This is a genomic window from Actinomadura bangladeshensis, from assembly GCF_004348335.1.
Lineage (GTDB): Bacteria > Actinomycetota > Actinomycetes > Streptosporangiales > Streptosporangiaceae > Spirillospora > Spirillospora bangladeshensis.
Genome location: NZ_SMJW01000153.1, coordinates 1 through 20325, shown reverse-complemented (window position 1 = coordinate 20325; position 20325 = coordinate 1). Strand labels below are relative to the sequence as shown.

Genomic DNA, 20325 nt, shown 5'->3' with positions numbered 1-20325 from the left:
ACGACGACCTCCTGGTAGCGGGCCGCCGCAAGAACCCCCAGCGCCGCCGAGCCTCCACGACCCAGCCCATCAAGCCCCCCACCGACGACCCCGAATCACCCTGACCCGGCCCGTCGGCAGAGCGGGAATGCGAGAACCCCGGTAAGCACGTCGAGCACCTGACGTACTTACCGGGGTTCGCGTTGCTCAGCTGCAGCCGCTGGTGGAGCCGCAGCCTTCGCAGACGTAGCAGCTGCCCGCGGGGCGCATCTTCGTGCCGCAGGTCAGGCAGAGCGGGGCGTCGGCGGTGCGGCCCTGGCGGCTCTCGATGGCCTCCACGGACGAGTGCGCCTCGTGCGCCGGGGCCGGGGCCGGGGCGGCGGGCGGCGTGATCGCGGCGGACTGGGCGAGCGACTCGTGGTCGACCTCGTCCTCGCCGTGCAGGGCGGCCGGGTCCTCGCCGTTGGCCTGCATCGCGCGCTCGTCGGCGGTGAAGATGCCGAGGCCGGCGCGCTCCTCGTAGGGGAGGTGGTCCAGCGCCAGGCGGCGGAAGATGTAGTCCATCACCGAGGTCGCCATGCGGATGTCGGGGTCGTCGGTCATGCCGGCGGGCTCGAACCGCATGTTGGTGAACTTCTCCACCCACGTCTCCAGCGGGACGCCGTACTGCAGGCTGATGGAGATCGCCATGGAGAAGGCGTCCATCACGCCGGCGAGCGTGGAGCCCTGCTTGCCGAGCTTGAGGAAGACCTCCCCGACACCGTCGTCCGGGTAGGACGAGGCGGTCATGTAGCCCTCGGCGCCCGCGACGGAGAAGCGGGTGACGGTCGCGGGGCGCTGCTTCGGCAGCCGCCGGCGGACCGGGCGGGGCGCCAGCGCCTCGGCGGGCTCCGCCTTCTCCTGCTCCTTCTTGCCGGCGGCGGAGAGGGGCTGGCCGACCTTGCAGTTGTCGCGGTAGATCGCTAGTGCCTTCAGGCCGAGCCGCCAGCCCTCGAAGTACACCTTCTCGATGTCCTCGATGGTGGCCTTCTCCGGCATGTTGACCGTCTTGGAGATCGCGCCGGACAGGAACGGCTGGACCGCCGCCATCATCCGGACGTGGCCCATCGGGCTGATCGCCCGCTCGCCCATCGCGCAGTCGAACACCTCGTAGTGCTCGGGGCGCAGGCCGGGCGCGTCCACCACGTGGCCGTGCTCGGCGATGTACTCGACGATCGCCTCGATCTGCTCCTGCTGGTAGCCGAGCTTCTCCAGCGCGCGCGGCACCGTGTGGTTGACGATCTGCATGGACCCGCCGCCGACGAGCTTCTTGAACTTCATCAGCGCGAGGTCGGGCTCGATGCCGGTGGTGTCGCAGTCCATCATCAGGCCGATCGTGCCGGTCGGCGCGAGGAGGCTGGCCTGGGCGTTGCGGTAGCCGTGCTTCTCGCCGGCCTTGAGGCAGTCCGCCCACTGCTTGGCGGCGGCGGCGTGGATCGCCTTGTCCATCTCGTCCAGCGTGCGGATGCCGTCGTTGGCGGCGGCGTGCTTGCGCATGACGCGCTTGTGCGCCTCGGCGTTGCGCGCGTACCCGGCGTACGGGCCGACGACGCCGGCGATCTCCGCGGACCGCTTGTAAGCGACGCCCGTCATCAGCGAGGTGATGGCGGCGGCGATGGACCGGCCGCCCTCGGAGTCGTAGGCGTGCCCCGTCGCCATCAGCAGCGCGCCCAGGTTGGCGTAGCCGATGCCGAGCTGGCGGTAGTCGCGGGTCGTCTCGGCGATCTTCTCCGTCGGGAAGTCGGCGAAGGTGATCGAGATGTCCATCGCCGTGATGATCAGCTCGGTGAGCTTCACGAACTTCGCGACGTCGAACGTCCCCGCGTCGGTGAGGAACTTCAGCAGGTTGATGCTCGCGAGGTTGCAGGACGAGTTGTCCAGGGACATGTATTCCGAACAAGGGTTACTTGCGGTGATACGCCCGGTTTCCGGGTTGGTGTGCCAGTCGTTGATCGTGTCGTCGTACTGGATGCCGGGGTCGGCGCACTCCCAGGCGGCCTTGGCCATCAGGCGGAACAGGTCCTTGGCCTTGACCGTGTCGATGACCTCGCCGGTCATCCGGGCGCGCAGCCCGAACTCGCCGCCCGACTCCACGGCCTGCATGAACTCGTCCGACACGCGGACGGAGTTGTTCGCGTTCTGGTACTGGACGCTGCCGATGTCCTTGCCGCCGAGGTCCATGTCGAACCCGGCGTCCCGCAGCGCGCGGATCTTGTCCTCCTCGCGCGCCTTGGTCGCGATGAACTCCTCGACGTCGGGGTGGTCGACGTCGAGCACGACCATCTTCGCGGCGCGGCGGGTCGCGCCGCCCGACTTGATCGTCCCGGCGGACGCGTCGGCGCCGCGCATGAAGGAGACGGGGCCGCTCGCGGTGCCGCCGGAGGAGAGCAGTTCCTTGCTGGAGCGGATGCGGGAGAGGTTCAGGCCGGCTCCGGAGCCGCCCTTGAAGATGACGCCCTCTTCCTTGTACCAGTCGAGGATCGACTCCATCGTGTCGTCCACCGACAGGATGAAGCACGCGCTCACCTGCTGCGGGCTCTTCGTGCCGACGTTGAACCAGACCGGCGAGTTGAAGCTGAAGAGCTGGTGGGCGAGGGCGTACTTCAGTTCGTGGTCGAAGATCTCGGCGTCCTCCGGGGACGCGAAGTAGCCCTCGTTGAGGCCCGTCTCGACGTAGACGCGGACGACGCGGTCGACGAGCTGCTTCAGGCTCCATTCCCGCTGCGGGGTGCCGACCGCGCCGCGGAAGTACTTGGACGTGACGATGTTGACGGCGTTCAGCGACCAGAAGTCGGGGAACTCGACGCCGCGCTGCTCGAAGTTGACCGAGCCGTCCCGCCAGTTGGTCATGACGACGTCACGACGCTCCCAGCGCATCTCGTCGTACGGGTGCACGCCGGGCGTGGTGAAGATGCGCTCGACCTTCAGCCCCTTGCGGCCCCCCTTGCCGCGCCGCGCCGCCGAGCCGCTCACCGTCTCCGTCATGGACTTCCCCCTTCTCGGGCTTCCGCCGGGCCCTGTTCAGGAACAACTCCGCCGCCGCACGGGACATGCCCGCGCGGAGGCGCCTTCAATGTGCTGCTTTGTGATGCCGGAATCCGTCCCTACCGGGACGGGCCGGGCTCCCCCGAGGAACCGGCCTTCCGCAGTGCTTCGATCTCCTTGGCGAAGTCGTCCAGCGACTCGAAGCTCCGGTAGACCGAGGCGAATCGCAGATAGGCGACCTCATCGAGTTCGCCGAGCGGCCCCAGGATGGCGAGGCCGATCTCGTGCGAGGGGATTTCCGCGGATCCGGACGACCTGATCGCCTCTTCGACCCGCTGCCCCAGCTTCGCGAGCGCATCCTCGTCGACCGGACGGCCCTGGCAGGCCCTGCGCACCCCGGCGATGATCTTTTCCCGGGAGAACGGCTCGGTGACCCCGCTGCGCTTGGCCACCATCACGAGCACATTCTCCTGCGTCGTGAATCGCTTGCCGCATTCCGCGCACGAGCGGCGCCGCCGAATGGCGCCGCCGTCGTCGGTGGAACGGCTGTCGATCACTTTGGTGTCGGGGTTGCGGCAGAACGGGCAGTGCACGTTCGATCCCTCCCCTGACGTAAACGACTTACACCGATGGAGGCGCCATATATAGGGAACTACATCGGTGTTACTACTAGATGTTGTGGTCAACCGTACGGCTCGACGGAGGCCTTCGCAACCTGATCGGGGGCCTCGCGCGTCACATCCGGCACGTCCGCGCAGGTCATCTCGCGCGTCCTCGATTTCGTCCCGGGCGTGTCGTCACGCAGCGTCCGCCGCCGTCACGGATCGCCTGGTCGGAGGCGTCGCGGGCCCGCCGAGCGGCGGCATCGCCGGAGGGGTCAGCCGGCGGGGAGGCGGATCTCCTGGCCGGGACGGACGACGGGGTCGCCGCCGAGCCCGTTGAGGTCCATGATGCGCCGGACGGTCCGCCGCGGGTCGGCGCCCGGGTCGGCGGCGGACGCGATGCCCCACAGCGTGTCACCGGGCCCCACGACCACGGTGCGGGCCGGACGGGCCGGGCCGCCGTGCCCGCGATCGCCGGCGAAGGCGCCGGGGCCCACGGTGAGCCACAGGGCGACGAGGGTGACGGTGGCGGCGAAGCCGACCAGGACGGCGCGGCCGCGGCGGGTCAGGCGGATCGGGGCACGGTCACTGCGCGGTGAACCGGACATCTCTCCCCTCCTCGACGTCGAATGAATTTTCGATCGAACGCCTGTACGATGTTCTACCAGGGAGCGTCCCGAAAAAGCGAGCACATCTTCGAACAATTGTTTGATCATTAGGCCGGGACGCGATAGCGTTCATGACAAGGAGTGACCGATCGAGGCGCCCGGGAGGCGACGAGCGATGAGCAAGGTCCGGGAGCTGCCCGACGGGCCGATGGACGAGACGGGCCTGACGCAGCGGCAGCGCATGGTGCTGGAGGTGATCCGCGACTCCGTCCAGCGGCGCGGGTACCCGCCCTCGATGCGCGAGATCGGCGAGGCCGTGGGGCTGACCAGCACCTCCAGCGTGTCCCACCAGCTCCGGTCGCTCCAGCGCAAGGGGTTCCTGCGGCGCGACCCCAACCGGCCGCGCGCGGTCGAGGTGCGGGTGCCGGGCGCGACCCCGGTGCGCACCGACGAGGAGGCCTTCGAGGCCGCCGGGGGCCAGCCGGCCTCGGCGCAGCCCGCGCCCGCCTACGTGCCGCTCGTCGGCCGGATCGCCGCCGGTGGCCCGATCCTCGCCGAGGAGGCCGTCGAGGACGTGTTCACGCTGCCGAAGCAGCTCGTCGGCGAGGGCACGCACTTCCTGCTGAAGGTCACCGGCGACTCGATGATCGAGGCCGCGATCGCGGACGGCGACTGGGTCGTCGTCCGGCAGCAGCCGGTGGCCGAGCAGGGCGACATCGTGGCCGCCATGATCGACGGCGAGGCCACGGTGAAGACGTTCAAGCGCCGCGACGGCCATATCTGGCTGATGCCGCAGAACTCCGCCTACGAGCCGATCCCCGGCGACGAGGCGTCGGTGCTGGGCCGCGTCGTCGCGGTCCTCCGCAAGATGTAGCGCACGCCCGAGCGGCCGCCGGAGCACCCCGGCGGCCTTTCGGCATGCCCGCCGTCACGTCCGCGAACGGTCACGGCCAACCGGCCCCGCGCCGCCGCGGTGGCGGCGCGGGCGGGGCGGTCAGCGCTTGGGGACGATGTTGACGATCTTGGGAGCGCGGACGATGATCTTCATGATCTCGGCGCCGCCCAGCGCGTCCTGGATCTTGGGCGAGGCCAGCGCCCTGCGCTCCAGCTCCTCGTCGGCGATGCCGGGCGCGACCTCCAGCCGGTCGCGGACCTTCCCGGCGATCTGCACGACGCAGGTGACCGACTCCTCCACCAGCAGCGCCGGGTCGGCGGACGGCCAGCCCGCGCGGATCACCGGGGCGGTGCGGCCCAGCAGCTCCCACGCCTCGTCGGCGGTGTAGGGCGCGAACAGCGACAGCAGGACCGCGATCGTCTCGGCGGCCTCCCGGACGGCCGGGTCGGCGGCGCCGGGCCCGGAGTCGATGGCCTTGCGGGTCGCGGTGACCAGCTCCATGATCCGCGCGATCGCCACGTTGAACCGCTCGGTCTCGACCAGAGTGGTGGCCTCATCGACGGTGCGGGCCGTGACTCTGCGCAGCGCCGTGTCGCCGGTCGCCGGGTCGGCGCCCGGCGCGGACGAGACCTCGGTGGCGATGCGGTGCACGCGGGACAGGAACTTCGCCATGCCGTGCGGGGACACGTCCGCCCAGTCGATGTCGTCCTCGGGCGGGCCGGAGAACAGGATCGCCAGCCGGACAACGTCCACCCCGAACTCGCCGATCTGCTCGCCCAGGTCGACGCCGTTGCCCAGCGACTTCGACATCGCCTTGCCCTGGTTGATCACCTGGCCCTGGTTCAGCAGCCGGCGGAACGGCTCGGTGAACTCGACCATGCCCATGTCGTACAGGACCTTGGTGAAGAACCGGCTGTACAGCAGGTGCAGGATGGCGTGCTCGACGCCGCCGGTGTACTGGTCGACGGGCATCCAGCGGCGGACCTGCTCGACGTCGAACGGGCCGCCCTCGTAGCCGGGCGAGCAGTACCGGAAGTAGTACCAGGACGAGTCGACGAACGTGTCCATGGTGTCGGTGTCGCGCTTGGCGGCGCCGCCGCACTTGGGGCACTCGGTGTTGACCCAGTCCGACGCGGCGGCCAGCGGCGAGGTGCCCTTGGGCGCCAGGTCGGCGCCGCGCAGCCCCTCGGGCAGCCGCACCGGCAGCTGCTCGTCCGGGACGGGGACCTCACCGCACGCCTCGCAGTGCACGATCGGGATCGGGCAGCCCCAGAACCGCTGCCGGGACACCAGCCAGTCGCGCAGCCGGAAGTTGACCGAGGCGCGGCCGGTCCCCCGCCCGTCCAGGATCTCGATGATGCGGGCGATGCCGTCGGCCTTGGTCAGCCCGTCGATCGGCCCGGAGTTGACGATGGCGCCGTCGCCGGGGGTGGCGACGCCGGTCTCGGCGGGGTCGGGCAGCCCGGTCTCGACGACGACGCGGACGGGCAGGCCGAACTTCAGCGCGAAGTCCAGGTCGCGCTGGTCGTGCGCCGGGACGGCCATGATCGCGCCGTGCCCGTACTCGGCCAGCACGTAGTCGGACGCCCAGACGGGCAGCCGCTCCCCGTTGACCGGGTTGACCGCGTAGCGGCCCAGGAACACGCCGGTCTTCTCGCGCTCGGTGGACAGCCGCTCGATCTCGCTCTCCCGCGAGACCTCCTCGCGGTAGGCCTCGAACGCGGCCCGGTGGTCGGGGTGGCAGACCTCCTCGGCCAGCGCCGCGTCGGCCGCCACGACCATGAAGGTGGCGCCGTACAGCGTGTCGGGACGGGTGGTGTAGACGGTGACCGGCTCGTCGCGCCCCTCGATGACGAAGTCGACGTCGGCGCCGGTGGAGCGGCCGATCCAGTTGCGCTGCATCAGCAGGACCCGCTCGGGCCACTTGCCCTCCAGCTGCTCCATGTCGTCCAGCAGCCGGTCGGCGTAGTCGGTGATCTTGAAGTACCACTGGGTCAGCACGCGCTTCTCGACCAGCGCGCCGCAGCGCTCGCAGTGCCCGCCGACGACCTGCTCGTTGGCCAGGACGGTCTGGTCCTTCGGGCACCAGTTGACGTGCCCGCCCTTGCGGTAGGCCAGGCCCCGCTCGTAGAAGCGCAGGAACAGCCACTGCGTCCACTTGTAGTACTCGGGGTCGGAGGTGTGCAGGCGCCGCGACCAGTCGAAGGACGGCGCGTACCGCTGGAAGGAGGCCGCCTGCGTCTCGATGTTGGCGTAGGTCCACTCGGAGGGGTGCGAGTCGTGCTTGATGGCGGCGTTCTCGGCCGGCAGGCCGAAGGAGTCCCACCCGATGGGGTGCAGGACGTTGTAGCCGCGCTGCAGCCAGTACCGCGCGGGGACGTCACCGATGGCGAACGCCTCCGCGTGCCCCATGTGCAGGTCGCCGCTGGGGTAGGGGAACATGTCCAGCGCGTAGCGCCGCTCGGTGCCGGTGTCCTTCTCATCGGCCGCGAACGGGTCGAGCTCCGCCCAGCGGGCCTGCCACTTGTCCTGAACTGCCCGGGGGTCGTACTGCTCGTCGCTGCTCACGCTTACAGACTCCGCTTCGTACCGCTTGGCTTCGTACTTCCTGGTCGTGGGCCGACCGCCGACATGAAACGGCCCCTCGCAAGGAGGGGCCACCACGCTGACGTCCGCGCGTCAACGTGGTCGTTCGAGGAGCAGCCTGGCCGACATACATCAAGAGTAGCGCAGCCGCAAGCCCTCTCGCCGGTGGTCAACGCCTCCGGCTCGCCGTTTCTCCGGCGCCGGAGCCGTGTGTGATCCGAAACAGCACGTCAAGGCGCCGGAAGGGGTGGCCTTTCCGCGACCCCGTGCACCAGGATGTGCGGAACCGTTCGTAGACTCGGCGGTAACTAACCTGCCGGTCACCTTTCCGCGCGAGGAGTGCCATGCTCAACCTGTCCGTGCTGCTGGAGGACGCCGCCAGGGAGACCCCCGACCGGGACGCCGTGGTGTTCGGCGACCTGCGGCTCTCCTACGCGTTCATCGACTCGGTCGCGAACCAGGTCGCGAACCTCCTGCGGTCGCGCGGCATCGGACCGGGCGACAAGGTGGCGCTGTCCAGCCCGAACCTGCCGTACTTCCCGATGGTGTACTTCGGGGCGCTCAAGGCGGGCGCGGTGGTCGTCCCGCTGAACGTCCTGCTCAAGCCGCGGGAGATCGCCTACCACCTGGGCGACTCCGACGCGAAGGCGTTCTTCTGCTTCGAGGGGACGCCGGAGCTGCCGCTCGGCGAGATGGGGCACGCGGGCTTCGCGCAGGCCGAGGGGTGCGAGCACTTCTTCCTGCTGCCGGCGAACCCGGCGGCGACCGAGTCCCCGATCGAGGGCGCAGAGCTGTTCTGGGCCGCGCTCGCCGGGCAGGCGGGCACGTTCGACAGCGCGCAGACCAGCCCGGACGACACCGCCGTCATCATCTACACGAGCGGGACGACGGGACAGCCGAAGGGCGCGGAGCTCACGCACAGCAACCTGCTGTCGAACGCGATGGTGGACGACACGCTCTTCTACCGGACGCTGCACGACACGTCGCTGGTGACGCTGCCGCTGTTCCACATCTTCGGCCAGACCTGCGTGATGAACGTTGGCTTCTACCGGCGCGGGACGCTCGTCATGCAACCGCGGTTCGACGCGAAGCAGGCCGTCGAGCTGATGGTGAAGGAGAAGGTGAACATCTTCGCCGGCGTCCCCACGATGTACTGGGGGCTGCTGACCGCCGACACCTCCGCCGAGGACATCGCCTCCATCAAGGAGAACCTGCGGGTCGCGGTGTCGGGCGGGTCGGCGCTGCCGATGGAGGTCCTCAAGGGGATCAAGCAGAAGTTCGACGTGGACGTCCTGGAGGGCTACGGCCTGTCGGAGACGTCGCCGGTGGCCTCGTTCAACCGCCCGGACCGCCCGACCAAGCCCGGTTCGATCGGCCTGCCCGTCTGGGGCGTCGAGATGAAGCTGATCGACGACGACTGGAAGGAGATCGAGGGCGAGGGGCCCGGCGAGATCGCCATCCGCGGGCACAACATCATGAAGGGCTACTACGGCCGCCCCGAGGCGACCGAGTCGTCCATCAGGGACGGCTGGTTCCGCACCGGCGACGTGGCCCGCCGCGACGAGGACGGCTACTACTACATCATCGACCGCTCCAAGGACATGATCATCCGGGGCGGGTACAACGTGTACCCGCGGGAGCTCGAAGAGGTCCTCATGACGCACCCGGACGTGTCGCTGGCCGCGGTCGTGGGCGTCGAGCACCCCTCGCACGGCGAGGAGATCAAGGCGTACGTGATCCGCAAGCCGGGCGCGGCGGTGACCGAGGACGAGCTGGTCGCCTGGGGCAAGGAGCAGTTCGCCAACTACAAGTACCCGCGGATCGTCGAGTTCCGCGACGAGCTGCCGATGACCGCCACCGGCAAGATCCTCAAGCGCGAACTGCGCTGACCGCGCGTCCGGTCCCGGCCCCGGCGTCCGCCGGGACCGGACGGCGGTTCAGAAGGTGTACGGCAGGCGCTTGATGCCGTTGATGAAGTTGGACTCCAGCCGGTCGGGCTCGGCGGCGGCGCGGATGTCCGGCGTCCGGCGCAGCAGCTCGCGGAACATCACGGTGATCTCGCGCCGGGCCAGGTGCGCGCCGAGGCAGAAGTGCGGCCCCGGCCCGCCGAACCCGACGTGCGGGTTCGGGTCGCGCAGGATGTCGAACTTCTCCGGGTCGGTGAAGACGGACTCGTCGCGGTTGGCCGACCCGTAGTAGAGGATGAGCTTGTCGCCCTCCTTGATCTCGTGGTCGTTCAGCATGGTGTCGCGGGTGGCGGTGCGCCGCATCCAGATGACCGGCGACACGTACCGGACGATCTCCTCGATCGCGCCCGGCATGCGGCCGTCGAAGTCCTCGACGAGCAGGGCCCGCTGGTCGGGGTTGCGCGTGAACAGGTCGAGGCCGTGCGCGATGGCGTTGCGGGTGGTCTCGTTGCCGGCGACGACCAGCAGGATGAAGAACGAGCCGAGTTCCTGGTCGGTGAGCGACTCTCCGCCCTGCTCGATTTCTCCGCCCGAACCGACCTCGGCGTTGACCAGCGCGGACGTCAGGTCGTCGGTGGGGTTCTCGCGGCGCTGCCGGCCAAGGTCCTCGACGATGCCCTTCAGCGTCTCGCCCGCGCCGAGCAGCGCCATCGCCATTTCCTCGGGATTGTCGGACGGGATGAACTCCGAGTCGTTGCCGGCGAGGATGACGTTGGTGGCGTCCAGGACGGTTTGGTAGTGCTCCTCGCCGATGCCCATCAGCCCGCAGATGATCCGCAGCGGGAGCCGCGCGGCGACGTCCGCGACGAAGTCGCCGGTGCCGCCGCCGGCCGCCATGTTCTCGACGATCTCCCCGGCGACGGACTCGACCTTGTCCTCGAACCGCTGGATCATGCGCGGTGAGAACGCGCGGGACACGATGCGCCGGATCTTGGCGTGCCGCGGGTCGTCCATGCTGATCATCGAGCCGAAGTACTCGTGCATGTCGCCGGGCATGTCCGGGATGCTGATCGCGCCCCGGCCGGAGCAGAAGTCCTGCGGGCGGCGGGACGCCTCGATGATGTCGGCGTGCCGGGTGAGCGCGTAGTAGCCGGGCCCCCGCGGCGCGATGATGATGTCGGGTTCCTCGAAGCGGACCAGCTCCGAGTGCCGGCGGAGCGCCTGGAAGGCCTCGTGCCGGTACTCGTGCGGCCGCCGCCAGAACTCCCAGTCGGTCAGGTTGATGTCCTCGACCTTGAGCACGCGCCCACCACCTATCAATGCCGAACTCGATTCGGTTTACACGCAGCCTCTCAAAGTAAAGCCGCAAGCGCACACTGATCGCGGTGGTGACCCGCCTCACATTAGCCGTGCCGGGCCCGGGGCGCCCCCGGACCCGGCATCCCGCTCACATCCGGGCCCACGCCTCCGTGAGGACGGACCGGAGGATCTGCTCGATCTCGTCGAAGTGCGCCTGGTCGCAGATCAGCGGCGGCGCCAGCTGGACGACGGGGTCGCCGCGGTCGTCGGCGCGGCAGTACAGGCCCGCCTCGTAGAGCGCCTTGTCGAGGAACCCGCGCAGCAGCCGCTCGCACTCGTCGTCGTCGAACGTCTCGCGGGTGTCCCGGTCCTTCACCAGCTCGATGCCGTAGAAGAAGCCGTCGCCGCGGACGTCCCCGACGATCGGCAGGTCGAGCAGGCGCTCCAGCGTGCCCCGGAACGCGTCCCGGTTGCGCATGACGTGGCCGTTCAGGTCCTCGCGCTCGAACAGGTCGAGGTTGGCCAGCGCCACGGCCGCCGCCACGGGGTGGCCGCCGAAGGTGTAGCCGTGCGCGAACATCTCCGTCCCGTGCCTGAACGGCTCGAAGAGGCGGTCGGCGACGAGCATCCCGCCGAGCGGCGCGTACCCGGAGGTCACGCCCTTGGCGAAGGTGATGATGTCGGGCGTGTAGCCGAACCGCTGTGCGCCGAACATCGTGCCGAGGCGCCCGAACGCGCAGATCACCTCGTCCGACACCAGCAGGACGTCGTGCCGGTCGCAGATCTCCCGGACGCGCTCGAAGTAGCCGGGCGGCGGCGGGAAGCAGCCGCCGGCGTTCTGCACCGGCTCCAGGAACACGGCCGCGACGGTGTCGGGGCCCTCGAACTCGATGACCTCCTCGATGCGGTCGGCGGCCCACCGGCCGAACGCCTCCGGGTCGCCGGCGTGCTCGGTCGCCCGGTAGATGTTGGTGTTCGGCACCCGGAACGCGCTCGGCACGAGCGGCTCGAAGGGGGCCTTCAGGCCGGGCAGCCCGGTCAGCGACAGCGCGCCGTGCGGGGTGCCGTGGTAGGCGACCGCGCGGCTGATCACCTTGTGCTTGGTGGGCCGGCCGGTCATCTTGAAGTACTGCTTGGCGAGCTTCCAGGCGCTCTCGACGGCGTCCCCGCCGCCGGTGGTGAAGAAGACCCGGTTCAGATCGGCGGGCGCGAGGCCGGCGAGCCGCTCGGCCAGCTCCACCGCCTTCGGGTGCGCGTAGGACCAGATCGGGAAGTAGGCCAGCTCGGCGGCCTGCTTGGCGGCGGCCTGCGCCAGTTCCTCGCGCCCGTGCCCGGCCTGGACGGTGAACAGCCCGGACAGCCCGTCCAGGTAGCGGCGGCCGGCCGAGTCGTACACGTAGGCGCCGTCACCGCGGACGATCACCGGGATCTCGCCGCCGCCCTGGGATCCCGAGTGGCGCGCGAAGTGCATCCACAGATGGTCGCGCGCCGCCCTCTGCATCGCGTCGTGCTGCTGGCTGGTCACGTCCGGCTCCGTCATCACGCTTCCCTCAGTGCGATCGATCCAGTCGTCTCGATGCTAAGTGAGTACGGATTCCGCTGTAAATAGCAAGTCATACACCGATATCCGAAGGTTAGCCGACCCGGTCTCCCCCGCCCGCACGGCCGCCGGGTAGCGTGCGCCGCGAACCGAGGAGGCTGGACATGAGCGACATCACGACCGGATCGGTCAGCGCGAACGGGCTCGACTTCGGATATCTCACGGCGGGCCCCGCGGACGGCCCGCTGGCGCTGCTCCTGCACGGCTTCCCCGACTCGCCGCACACCTGGCGGCACCTCATGCCCGAACTCGCCGCGGCCGGATACCGCGCGGTGGCCCCGTTCATGCGGGGTTACGCGCCCACGTCCGTCCCGGCGGACGGCGCCTTCCAGACCGGCGCCCTCGCCGCCGACGCCATCGCCCTGCACGAGGCCCTCGGCGGCGGCGCGGACGCCGTCGTCATCGGGCACGACTGGGGCGCGTTCACCGCCTACGGCGCCGCGAACGTCGCGCCGGACCGGTGGCGGAGGGTCGTCGCGATGTCCGTCCCGCCGATGTCGGTGATGGGGACGGCCTTCTTCGACTACGAGCAGCTCAAGCGCTCGTTCTACATCTTCCTCTTCCAGACGCCGCTGGCCGGGATGGCGCTGGACCGCGCGTTCGTCGAGGGGCTGTGGCGCGACTGGTCGCCGGCGGACGGCCGCGACCGCACCGAAGACGTCGACCACGTCATGGACTGCCTCGCCGCGCCCGCCAACATCGAGGCGGCCATCGGCTACTACCGCGCCATGCTCGACCCGTCCCGGCTGATCGACCGCTACGCCGCCGAGCAGGCGGCCGCGGCCGCCGTCGGCGAGCTGCCCGTCCTCTACCTGCACGGCGCCGAGGACGGCTGCCTGGGCGCCGACGTGATCGATCTCGACGCCGTCCGCGCGGCCCTCCCGCCGGGTTCGCGCGGCGAGTTCGTCCCGGGCGCCGGTCACTTCCTCCAGCTGGACCGCCCGAAGGACGTCAACGCGCACATCCTCGACTGGCTGCGCTGAGCGCGCGGGGGCCGCCGGGCCCGCGGTCAGGGCGGTTCACCGAACCGCGGGACCTGGGCCGGCGACAGGTCCGTCCGGATGCGGACGTAGCGGACGGCGTGCCGCCACCGGCCGCCCTCCACGGCGGCGTCCCCGCTGAACTCCACGACGGCCTCCGGCTCGGTCCGGACGTAGCGGATCGGCGGATGCGCCCCGTACAGCCCGCCGGCGACCCCGGCGGGCAGCTCGGGCGGCCACGGATGGTCCGGCCCGGCGTGCCGCAGCACCCCGGCGAGCACGGTGCGCGCGGACGGCGCGAGCGGCGTCGTCCGCGCGACGACGCGGAGCCGCCCGCCGGCGTCGTAGCGGCCGAGGATCAGCGACTCGGGCGCCTGCCGGGTGCCGGTCACCCCGCCGACGACCGCCTCGGCGGTGACCCGCCGCTTCACCTTCCACCAGCGGCGCCGCCCCTCCAGATAGGGGCCGTCGGCGTCCTTCACGACCAGGCCCTCCATGCCCTGCCCGGCGAGCGCGTCGAACCAGAGCCGCGCCTCGTCGACGTCGGGCGTCTGCGGGGTGGCGATCACCCGCGCGTCCGGCGGCGCGTCGCCGAGGAGTGCCTCCAGGACGGCGCGGCGCTCGCGCAGCGGTTCGGGACGCAGGTCGGCGCCGTCCGTTTCGAGGACGTCGAACACGACGTAGTGGCAGGGCTCGCTGCGGGCGAGGTCGGTGCGGCGGCGTCCCGCGACGTGGCGGCGCTGCAGCGCGCCGAAGTCGAGGCGCCCGTCCGGCCCCCAGCGGACGATCTCGCCGTCGACGACCGTACCGGACGGGATCTGCGCGCGGACGGCCGCGACGACCTCGGGGAACGCCTCGTTGAAGGCGATCCGGCGGCGGGACCACAGCCGCACGGCGCCGGCCTCGTCCACCATCGCGACGGCGCGGAACCCGTCGAACTTCGGCTCGTACCGGCAGCCGCCCGGACACGCCTGCGGCGGCGGGATGTGGTCGATCGTCACGGTCAGCATCGGCTTGACCGGGGACCGGATGTGCATGGCCTCCCGTCCCCCCGAGCTCGCTGGTCGTGATCATGGCTTACCCGCGCCCACCTGCGGCGATATCACCGCAGGACGAATGTTGACCGCCGGGAGATCAGTTCGGGAGGCTCCGCGCCGGGACGCCGAGGCGCTCGGCGGGGCCGGGCGCGGCCGTGTCGAGCGACCGCTCGCGTCCGGCTTGCTCTCGCCCTCTCCGGGTCCGATTGATACGGCAGCGTTTCTAGCATCGCTAGTAAGTTTGCCGCCGCTATGCTAGCGTCGTATTCGTTCCTAGCGCCGCTAGCTATTGGAGTCCTCATGTTCGCCGTCACCGCCTATGCCCTGGCCACCGTGCTCGCCCTCTTCGTCACCTTCATCGGCGCGCGCTTCCTGACGGCGCCGCAGGCGGCGGCCGCCGGCTACGGCGTCCCCGCCAAACCGGACGGCGACACGGCCTACCTGGAGATCAAGGGCCTGCGCGACCTGACGTTCGGCGTCCTCGGCCTCGCCCTGATCGCCTTCGCCGGCGCGCACGCCGCGGGCTGGTACATGCTGGTCGTCGCGCTGGCGCCGCTCGGCGACACCCTCATCGTCCTGCGCCACGGCGGCACCAGGGCCACCGCGTTCGGCATCCACTTCGCCACCGCCGTCGTCGTCCTGCTCAGCGCCGCCCTGCTCTTCGCCGTCTAGCCGCCACCACTTCGTTGACCTGCGGCGTGTTGTTGTTTTCAACGCGCTCATAACAACAACACGCCGCAGGTCAACGAAGCCTGCGGCGTTGGAGTCCGTGGTCGGAGGTCGTCACCGCCGAGCGCGGCGACATCCTCATCGTCATCACGCCGGGCGTCGAGCGGTTCGAGTACTTCCGGCACCTGGAGCGCATCGCCTACGGGAAGGTGCCGTCTGAAAGCCTCCTGGACGTCCAGGAGCTGTACGACACCTACTTCCTCAGCAGCCGGGCGTGGGACGACGCCAGGGCGTGAAGCAGGGGGAAACGGCGACGAGCCGACCGGGCGTCCGGTCGGCTCGTCTTCGCGGCGGGAGCGGTTCCGCCGTCACGATCCCCAGTCGGGGCGCAGCGGCATGTCGCTCGTGCCGTCGTCGTGCAGCTTGACGCCGAGCGTCTGGTGCAGCTGGATCCAGTTCTGGCTGAAGCCGAGCACGCAGCCCGCCATGTAGACGCGCCACACCCGGGCGGTGCCCTCGCCGACCTCGGCGACGGCCTCGTCCCAGTGCTCGTCGAGGTTCCTCGACCAGGCGGTCAGCGTGCGGGCGTAGTGCTCCCGCAGGTTCTCCTGGTGCCGGATCTCGAAGCCCGCGTCGTTCATCTGGCTCTGGACGTAGCCGGGCCCCTCCAGCTCACCGTCCGGGAACACGTACCGGTTGATGAACCCGTTCTCCTTGCGGGACGGGGCCGTGTTGTCCGGACGGGTGATGGTGTGATTCAGCATCCGCCCGCCCTTGCGCAGCTTCCCGTACAGGAACGAGAAGTAGGACGGGAGGTTGGCCTTCCCGATGTGCTCGGTGAGCCCGATGGAGCTGATCGCGTCGAAACCGGTCTCGGTCACGTCCCGGTAGTCCATGTGCCGGACCTCGGCGAGGTCGGACAGGCCCCGGTCGGCGATCGCCTTCTGCGCCCACTCGGCCTGCTGCTTCGACAGCGTGACCCCGAGCGCCTTGACGCCGTACTCCTTCGCGGCGTGCATCACCATGCCGCCCCAGCCGCAGCCCACGTCCAGCAGCCGCATCCCCGGCTTCAGCGCGATCTTCTTGGCGACCAGGTCGTGCTTGTTGAACTGGGCCTCCTCCAGCGTCGCGCCCTCGTGCGGATAGCACGAGCACGTGTACGCCATGGAGGGGCCGAGCACCCACTCGTAGAAGGTGTTGGACACGTCGTAGTGGTGCGAGATGGCCTTCGCGTCCCGCTTCTTGGAGTGCCGCAGCCACGACGGGATGCGGCTGAACGGCGCCTCCTGCGGGGGCGGGTCCAGCCGGCGGGACACCGCGCCGCGCAGCAGCGGGTCGCGCAGGACCGACGCGGCGATCCGCGCCTTGTCCGCCGGCGTGACATCGCTCAGCACCTGCTGCATCGTCGTCAGCGCGTCGATCATGTCGCCGTCGACGTCGATCATCCCGGTCACGTAGGCGCGGGCGAGGCCCAGCGCACCCGGCGAGTGCAGCAGGTACGACACCGCGTACGGCGAACGGACGTCGAACCGGATACCGGCGCCGGGCACCCCCGCCCGCGATCCGTCGTACGCCGTGAACTCCACCGGCGCCGCAGCCCCGGCGAGCCGCTCGAAGACGCTGGCCAGCGTCATCTTGTTCCCTCCTGTCTCTCCGCCCGGGCCGGCGCTGGCCGGCCCGTTGGGCTCCCCCGATACCGCGGACGCATGTTCAGCGTCCGCGCACGCACTTGTCGTAGAGGTCCAGCAGCCGCTCGCCGGGGTCGTACCTGCCCTTGAGGCGCCGGTAGGTCTCCCCGTCGTAGTAGCGCCAGAACTCGTCGCGGCCGTAGAAGGCGGTCGAGTAGAGGGACTTGTGCCCGTCGAGGGCCGCGACCTTCCGCTCGATGAGCCGGTTGTGGTACTCGGGGATCTGGCCGGGCGGGATCCGCACCGTGCCCCAGAAGCCGGCGTTCACGTACGTGCGGCCCGTCTCCAGCGGGTACAGCGGCCACCGCTCCTTGGCGCGCAGCGGGCACAGCCAGACGGGGCTCATGCCGACCTTGTCGTGGAAGAACTCCAGGAACTCGGGCAGCCGCTCGACGGGCACCTCGATGTCCTGGATGACGTCCTCGCGGGGACGCAGCCCGCGCCACCGCTCCGCGCGCGCGATGATGTGGTACCGGCGGTCGTAGGCGACCAGCTTGCGGTACACGTCCGAGCGCTTGTACTTGTCGGGCCACAGCCGCCGGACTGCCGGGTTCTGCACGCCGAACGCGCCCGAGCACCAGAACCAGTCGGTGTCCCAGCGCCAGATGTAGTCGCGGATCGTCAGGAAGTCGACCGACCGCTCCTGGATCGACCGGTAGTAGATCTGCCGGCCGGTGTAGTCGGAGGTGTACGGCGCCGAGTCGGCGAAGAAGCCGAGCGTGATGTACTGCTCGGCGGGGCTGAAGTACGTCCCGTCCATGAAGTCGACGGACTCGCCCTCGAACGTCCCCGACTCGGTGATCTCGCCCATCGCCGCGGCCAGTTCGGCCGCGTCGCCGAACCGCAGGTGGCGGAGCCGGACGTACGGGCGGACCGGCCGCAGTTCGATCTTCAGCCGCAGCGAGTAGCCGAGCGTCCCGTAGGAGTTCGGGAACCCGAAGAACAGGTCGGCGTGCTCGTTGTCGCGCGTCGCCGTGACGATCTCGCCGTTCCCGGTGAGGACCTCCATCTCCAGGACGCCCTCGTGCGGCAGCCCGTCGCGGAACGACGTCGACTCGATGCCGAGGCCCGTCACCGCCCCGCCCAGCGTGATCGTCTTCAGCTGGGGGACGACCGTCGGCATCAGCCCGTGCGGCAGCGTCGCGTCGACGAGGTCCTCGTATGTCGTCATGCCCTGGACCTGCGCCGTGCGCTCCCCGGCGTCGACGCTCAGCACCTTGTCGAACCCGGACACGTCCAGGCCGGGCGCCTCCGAGGGGTCCCGCCACCGGAACAGGTTCGAGGTCCGCTTCGCCAGCCGCACCGGCGTGCCCGCCGGGATCGCCTCGTAGGAACGTCTGAGGGCGTCCACCGCCCGCTGGTGGTCGCCCTTGACCGCAAGCTCCGTCATCTACCCCTCCCCGGACATAGTTAATCGATCATCCCATGTACGGTCCACATAATTGGGACGTCGTGGGAGTCACAGGTCGGGAGGGGAATAAACCCACAGGTGCATACATCGGCGTCGTTTCGTCTCCTGGAGGCGACAGAACCGCTACAGGGCGGCCACGTCAACCTTTCCCCAAAGGCGCATGCCGACAAACCCTGGTCACTTCACCAGACGCAGAATCCACGGGTAGCGGAACGTCTGGCCGGTCAGCGCGAACACCGCGGCGACCGCCGACAGCACCCACGCGACCGCGTACACGACGCCGCCGACGCCGAAGGTGACGATCGTGAGCAGCAGCAGCGTCAGCTGGAAGTTGACCGCCTCCGCCGCCTGCCGCCGGACGTACTCCGACCGCTTGCCGCTGACCAGCATCAGCACGAGCGGCCCGACGAACAGCGTCGGCACGGCCACGGCGTGCGCCGCCGCGGCGAGCATCCGGTCCTCGCCCGTCTCGGCCGGCACCGCGACCTGCGCCTTCCGCACGGGCTCCAGGTCGCGGACGACGGCCCCGAGGTCGTTGCGCGTCTTGGCCGTGATGGCCAGTTGCACGCGCATGTCGAACTCGTCCTCGTCGAGCCGCCCCTCGGCGTACGCGTCCTGAAGCCGCTGGATGACCGGTTCGCGCTCGGCGTCCGAGACCCTCAGATCCCCCACCGCGTAGCTGCTGTCCATATCCCCATGCTGGACGGGCACGCGTCGCGCGGCCATCAGGGAAGACCCTGAGCCGCCCCTGAATCGTCCTGGCGGACCATCGGGCGGCCGGTCTGCCCGTACTCCTTCCCGGGGACGAGCTTCCCGCCGTACAGCTCCGACACGGTCACGAAGACGTACCCCTCCGCGGCGAGCCGGTCGATGATCTTCGGAACCGCCTTCACCGTCGTCGGGTGGATGTCGTGCATGAGCACGACATAGCCCGGTTTCACCGCCTTGAGCACCCGCTTCTCCACGTACCGGGTGTCGCGGTGCTCCCAGTCGAGCGGGTCGACCGTCCAGAGCACCTGCGCCAGGCCCATCTCCCGCGTGATGCCCGTGAGCCGCTTGGACATCGACCCGTACGGCGGCCGCAGCAGCACCGGCGTGACGCCCGACGCCCGCCGGATGGCGTCCTGCGTCCGCGTCAGCTCCTCCATGACCTTCTTCTTGGACGCCGTCCCGAGGTCCGCGTGCGTGTAGCTGTGGTCGCCGAGTTCGTGCCCGGCGGCATGCTCGCGCCGGACGAGCTCCGGATGCTCGACGACGTTCTCTCCCACCAGGAAGAACGTCGCCCGCACGCGCCGGGCCGCGAGGATGCCCAGCAGCTCCTCGGTGCTCTCCGCCGGCCCGTCGTCGAACGTCAGCGCCACGCACTTCACCCGCGAGCAGTCCGGCGGCGGTGGCGGCGGGGGTTCGGGCTCGGGCTCCGGTTCCGCCTTCGCGGGCGCCGCACTCGGCGCGGAGGTGGCCGTCACCCCCGCGGACGTCGGCGCCAGCGTGCTCAATCCCCCGAAAACCGCGGCGGCGAGCAGGGCCGCGGCCCCCCGCCGGACGCGGTCAAGCCCGTCCATCAACACCCCCGCTGCCGATCCCCCGAAGTCCGCCAGTCTAGGGCTCGGCCCCTGCCGCGCCGGGGATGCCGCCGCCTGTGTCGGGAACCGGCGCACCCGGGATGTCGTTATCGTCGTACACCGCATCCGCACCAGACGACGGGGTAAGGCGATGAGGTTCCGGGACCGATTCGGGATCCGCAAGAACCGCGGGTCCACGGTGACCAGGCTCGACCGCGAGGCGAACGACACCGACATCGAGGCGCTGATCGCCTTCGCGCGCTCCCGCCGCGGCGTCGAGTTCTTCGTCGAGCCGGAGACCTTCGCCACCGACACCACCGCGGTCGCCGTCGCCCACGACGGCGAATGGACCCGCCGCCGCGTGGGCTCCCCCAAGGTCATCGGCAAGGTGGCCCGCGACCTCGGCCTCCCCGTCTACGACGTCCAGATCGTCGGCTACCCGCCCCGCATGCGCGCCTGGAACGCCCGCAACCCCGGC

General features: G+C 70.2%; 16 protein-coding genes. 5 read left to right on the top strand and 11 right to left on the bottom strand.

All coding sequences use genetic code 11. The features are described 5' to 3' along the window. Nucleotides 1–186: 186 nt before the first annotated feature. The 3 genes from E1284_RS26075 to E1284_RS26065 form a co-directional block, all read right to left on the bottom strand. Complete coding sequence (locus E1284_RS26075; protein ID WP_131942769.1) at nt 187–3003, bottom strand: vitamin B12-dependent ribonucleotide reductase; 2817 nt, start codon at nt 3001–3003, stop codon at nt 187–189. Between the two features lie 119 nt (nt 3004–3122). Then, nucleotides 3123–3596 (bottom strand): transcriptional regulator NrdR, encoded by a 474-nt coding sequence (gene nrdR / locus E1284_RS26070; protein ID WP_067636063.1) that lies wholly within the window; start codon nt 3594–3596, stop codon nt 3123–3125. Nucleotides 3597–3880: 284 nt separating this feature from the next. Beyond that, nucleotides 3881–4213 carry a LysM peptidoglycan-binding domain-containing protein gene (locus E1284_RS26065; protein WP_165965434.1) on the bottom strand — a complete coding sequence of 111 codons (333 nt, stop codon included), beginning with the start codon at nt 4211–4213 and terminating at the stop codon, nt 3881–3883. Between the two features lie 175 nt (nt 4214–4388). Between E1284_RS26065 and lexA the strand changes: the two genes are divergently transcribed. Continuing rightward, nucleotides 4389–5087 carry a transcriptional repressor LexA gene (gene lexA, locus E1284_RS26060; RefSeq protein WP_131942767.1) on the top strand — a complete coding sequence of 233 codons (699 nt, stop codon included), beginning with the start codon at nt 4389–4391 and terminating at the stop codon, nt 5085–5087. 120 nt (nt 5088–5207) lie between these two features. Here lexA and leuS read toward each other — a convergent pair whose 3' ends face one another. Next, nucleotides 5208–7676, bottom strand: a complete 2469-nt coding sequence (gene leuS, locus E1284_RS26055) for a leucine--tRNA ligase (protein WP_131942766.1) — start codon at nt 7674–7676, stop codon at nt 5208–5210. Nucleotides 7677–8038: 362 nt separating this feature from the next. Here leuS and E1284_RS26050 point away from each other — a divergent pair, with 362 nt between their 5' ends. Next, nucleotides 8039–9583 (top strand): long-chain-fatty-acid--CoA ligase, encoded by a 1545-nt coding sequence (locus tag E1284_RS26050; RefSeq protein WP_131942765.1) that lies wholly within the window; start codon nt 8039–8041, stop codon nt 9581–9583. Nucleotides 9584–9631: 48 nt separating this feature from the next. Here E1284_RS26050 and E1284_RS26045 read toward each other — a convergent pair whose 3' ends face one another. Continuing rightward, on the bottom strand, nt 9632–10903 hold the full coding sequence (locus tag E1284_RS26045; protein ID WP_131942764.1) for a cytochrome P450: 1272 nt from the start codon (nt 10901–10903) through the stop codon (nt 9632–9634). A 145-nt stretch (nt 10904–11048) separates the two neighbouring features. After that, nucleotides 11049–12440, bottom strand: coding sequence for an aspartate aminotransferase family protein (locus E1284_RS26040; protein ID WP_131942763.1), 1392 nt, complete (start codon nt 12438–12440; stop codon nt 11049–11051). A gap of 164 nt (nt 12441–12604) precedes the next feature. Between E1284_RS26040 and E1284_RS26035 the strand changes: the two genes are divergently transcribed. After that, the gene (locus E1284_RS26035) at nt 12605–13483 is read left to right on the top strand and encodes an alpha/beta fold hydrolase (protein WP_131942762.1); all 879 of its coding nucleotides are present in this window, start codon (nt 12605–12607) and stop codon (nt 13481–13483) included. 26 nt (nt 13484–13509) lie between these two features. Here the strand turns inward: E1284_RS26035 and E1284_RS26030 are convergent, their stop codons facing one another. Further along, entirely contained in the window at nt 13510–14517 is a 1008-nt protein-coding gene (locus E1284_RS26030) for an ATP-dependent DNA ligase (protein ID WP_243714750.1), read from the bottom strand. A gap of 300 nt (nt 14518–14817) precedes the next feature. Here E1284_RS26030 and E1284_RS26025 point away from each other — a divergent pair, with 300 nt between their 5' ends. Beyond that, nucleotides 14818–15189 (top strand): DUF4267 domain-containing protein, encoded by a 372-nt coding sequence (locus tag E1284_RS26025; RefSeq protein WP_131942761.1) that lies wholly within the window; start codon nt 14818–14820, stop codon nt 15187–15189. Nucleotides 15190–15554: 365 nt separating this feature from the next. Here E1284_RS26025 and E1284_RS26015 read toward each other — a convergent pair whose 3' ends face one another. From E1284_RS26015 to E1284_RS26000, 4 genes are all read right to left on the bottom strand, one after another. Beyond that, nucleotides 15555–16820 carry a class I SAM-dependent methyltransferase gene (locus E1284_RS26015; RefSeq protein WP_131942760.1) on the bottom strand — a complete coding sequence of 422 codons (1266 nt, stop codon included), beginning with the start codon at nt 16818–16820 and terminating at the stop codon, nt 15555–15557. Between the two features lie 76 nt (nt 16821–16896). Beyond that, a complete protein-coding gene (locus E1284_RS26010) occupies nt 16897–18264 on the bottom strand; it encodes an FAD-binding oxidoreductase (protein WP_131942759.1) in 1368 nt (455 codons plus the stop codon). A 198-nt stretch (nt 18265–18462) separates the two neighbouring features. After that, the gene (locus E1284_RS26005) at nt 18463–18975 is read right to left on the bottom strand and encodes a DUF1707 and DUF4870 domain-containing protein (RefSeq protein ID WP_131942758.1); all 513 of its coding nucleotides are present in this window, start codon (nt 18973–18975) and stop codon (nt 18463–18465) included. A 35-nt stretch (nt 18976–19010) separates the two neighbouring features. Then, a complete protein-coding gene (locus E1284_RS26000; RefSeq protein WP_131942757.1) occupies nt 19011–19847 on the bottom strand; it encodes a polysaccharide deacetylase family protein in 837 nt (278 codons plus the stop codon). A gap of 151 nt (nt 19848–19998) precedes the next feature. Here E1284_RS26000 and E1284_RS25995 point away from each other — a divergent pair. Further along, nucleotides 19999–20325, top strand: a 327-nt coding sequence (locus E1284_RS25995; protein WP_131942756.1) for a hypothetical protein, incomplete at its 3' end; no start/stop codon positions are given.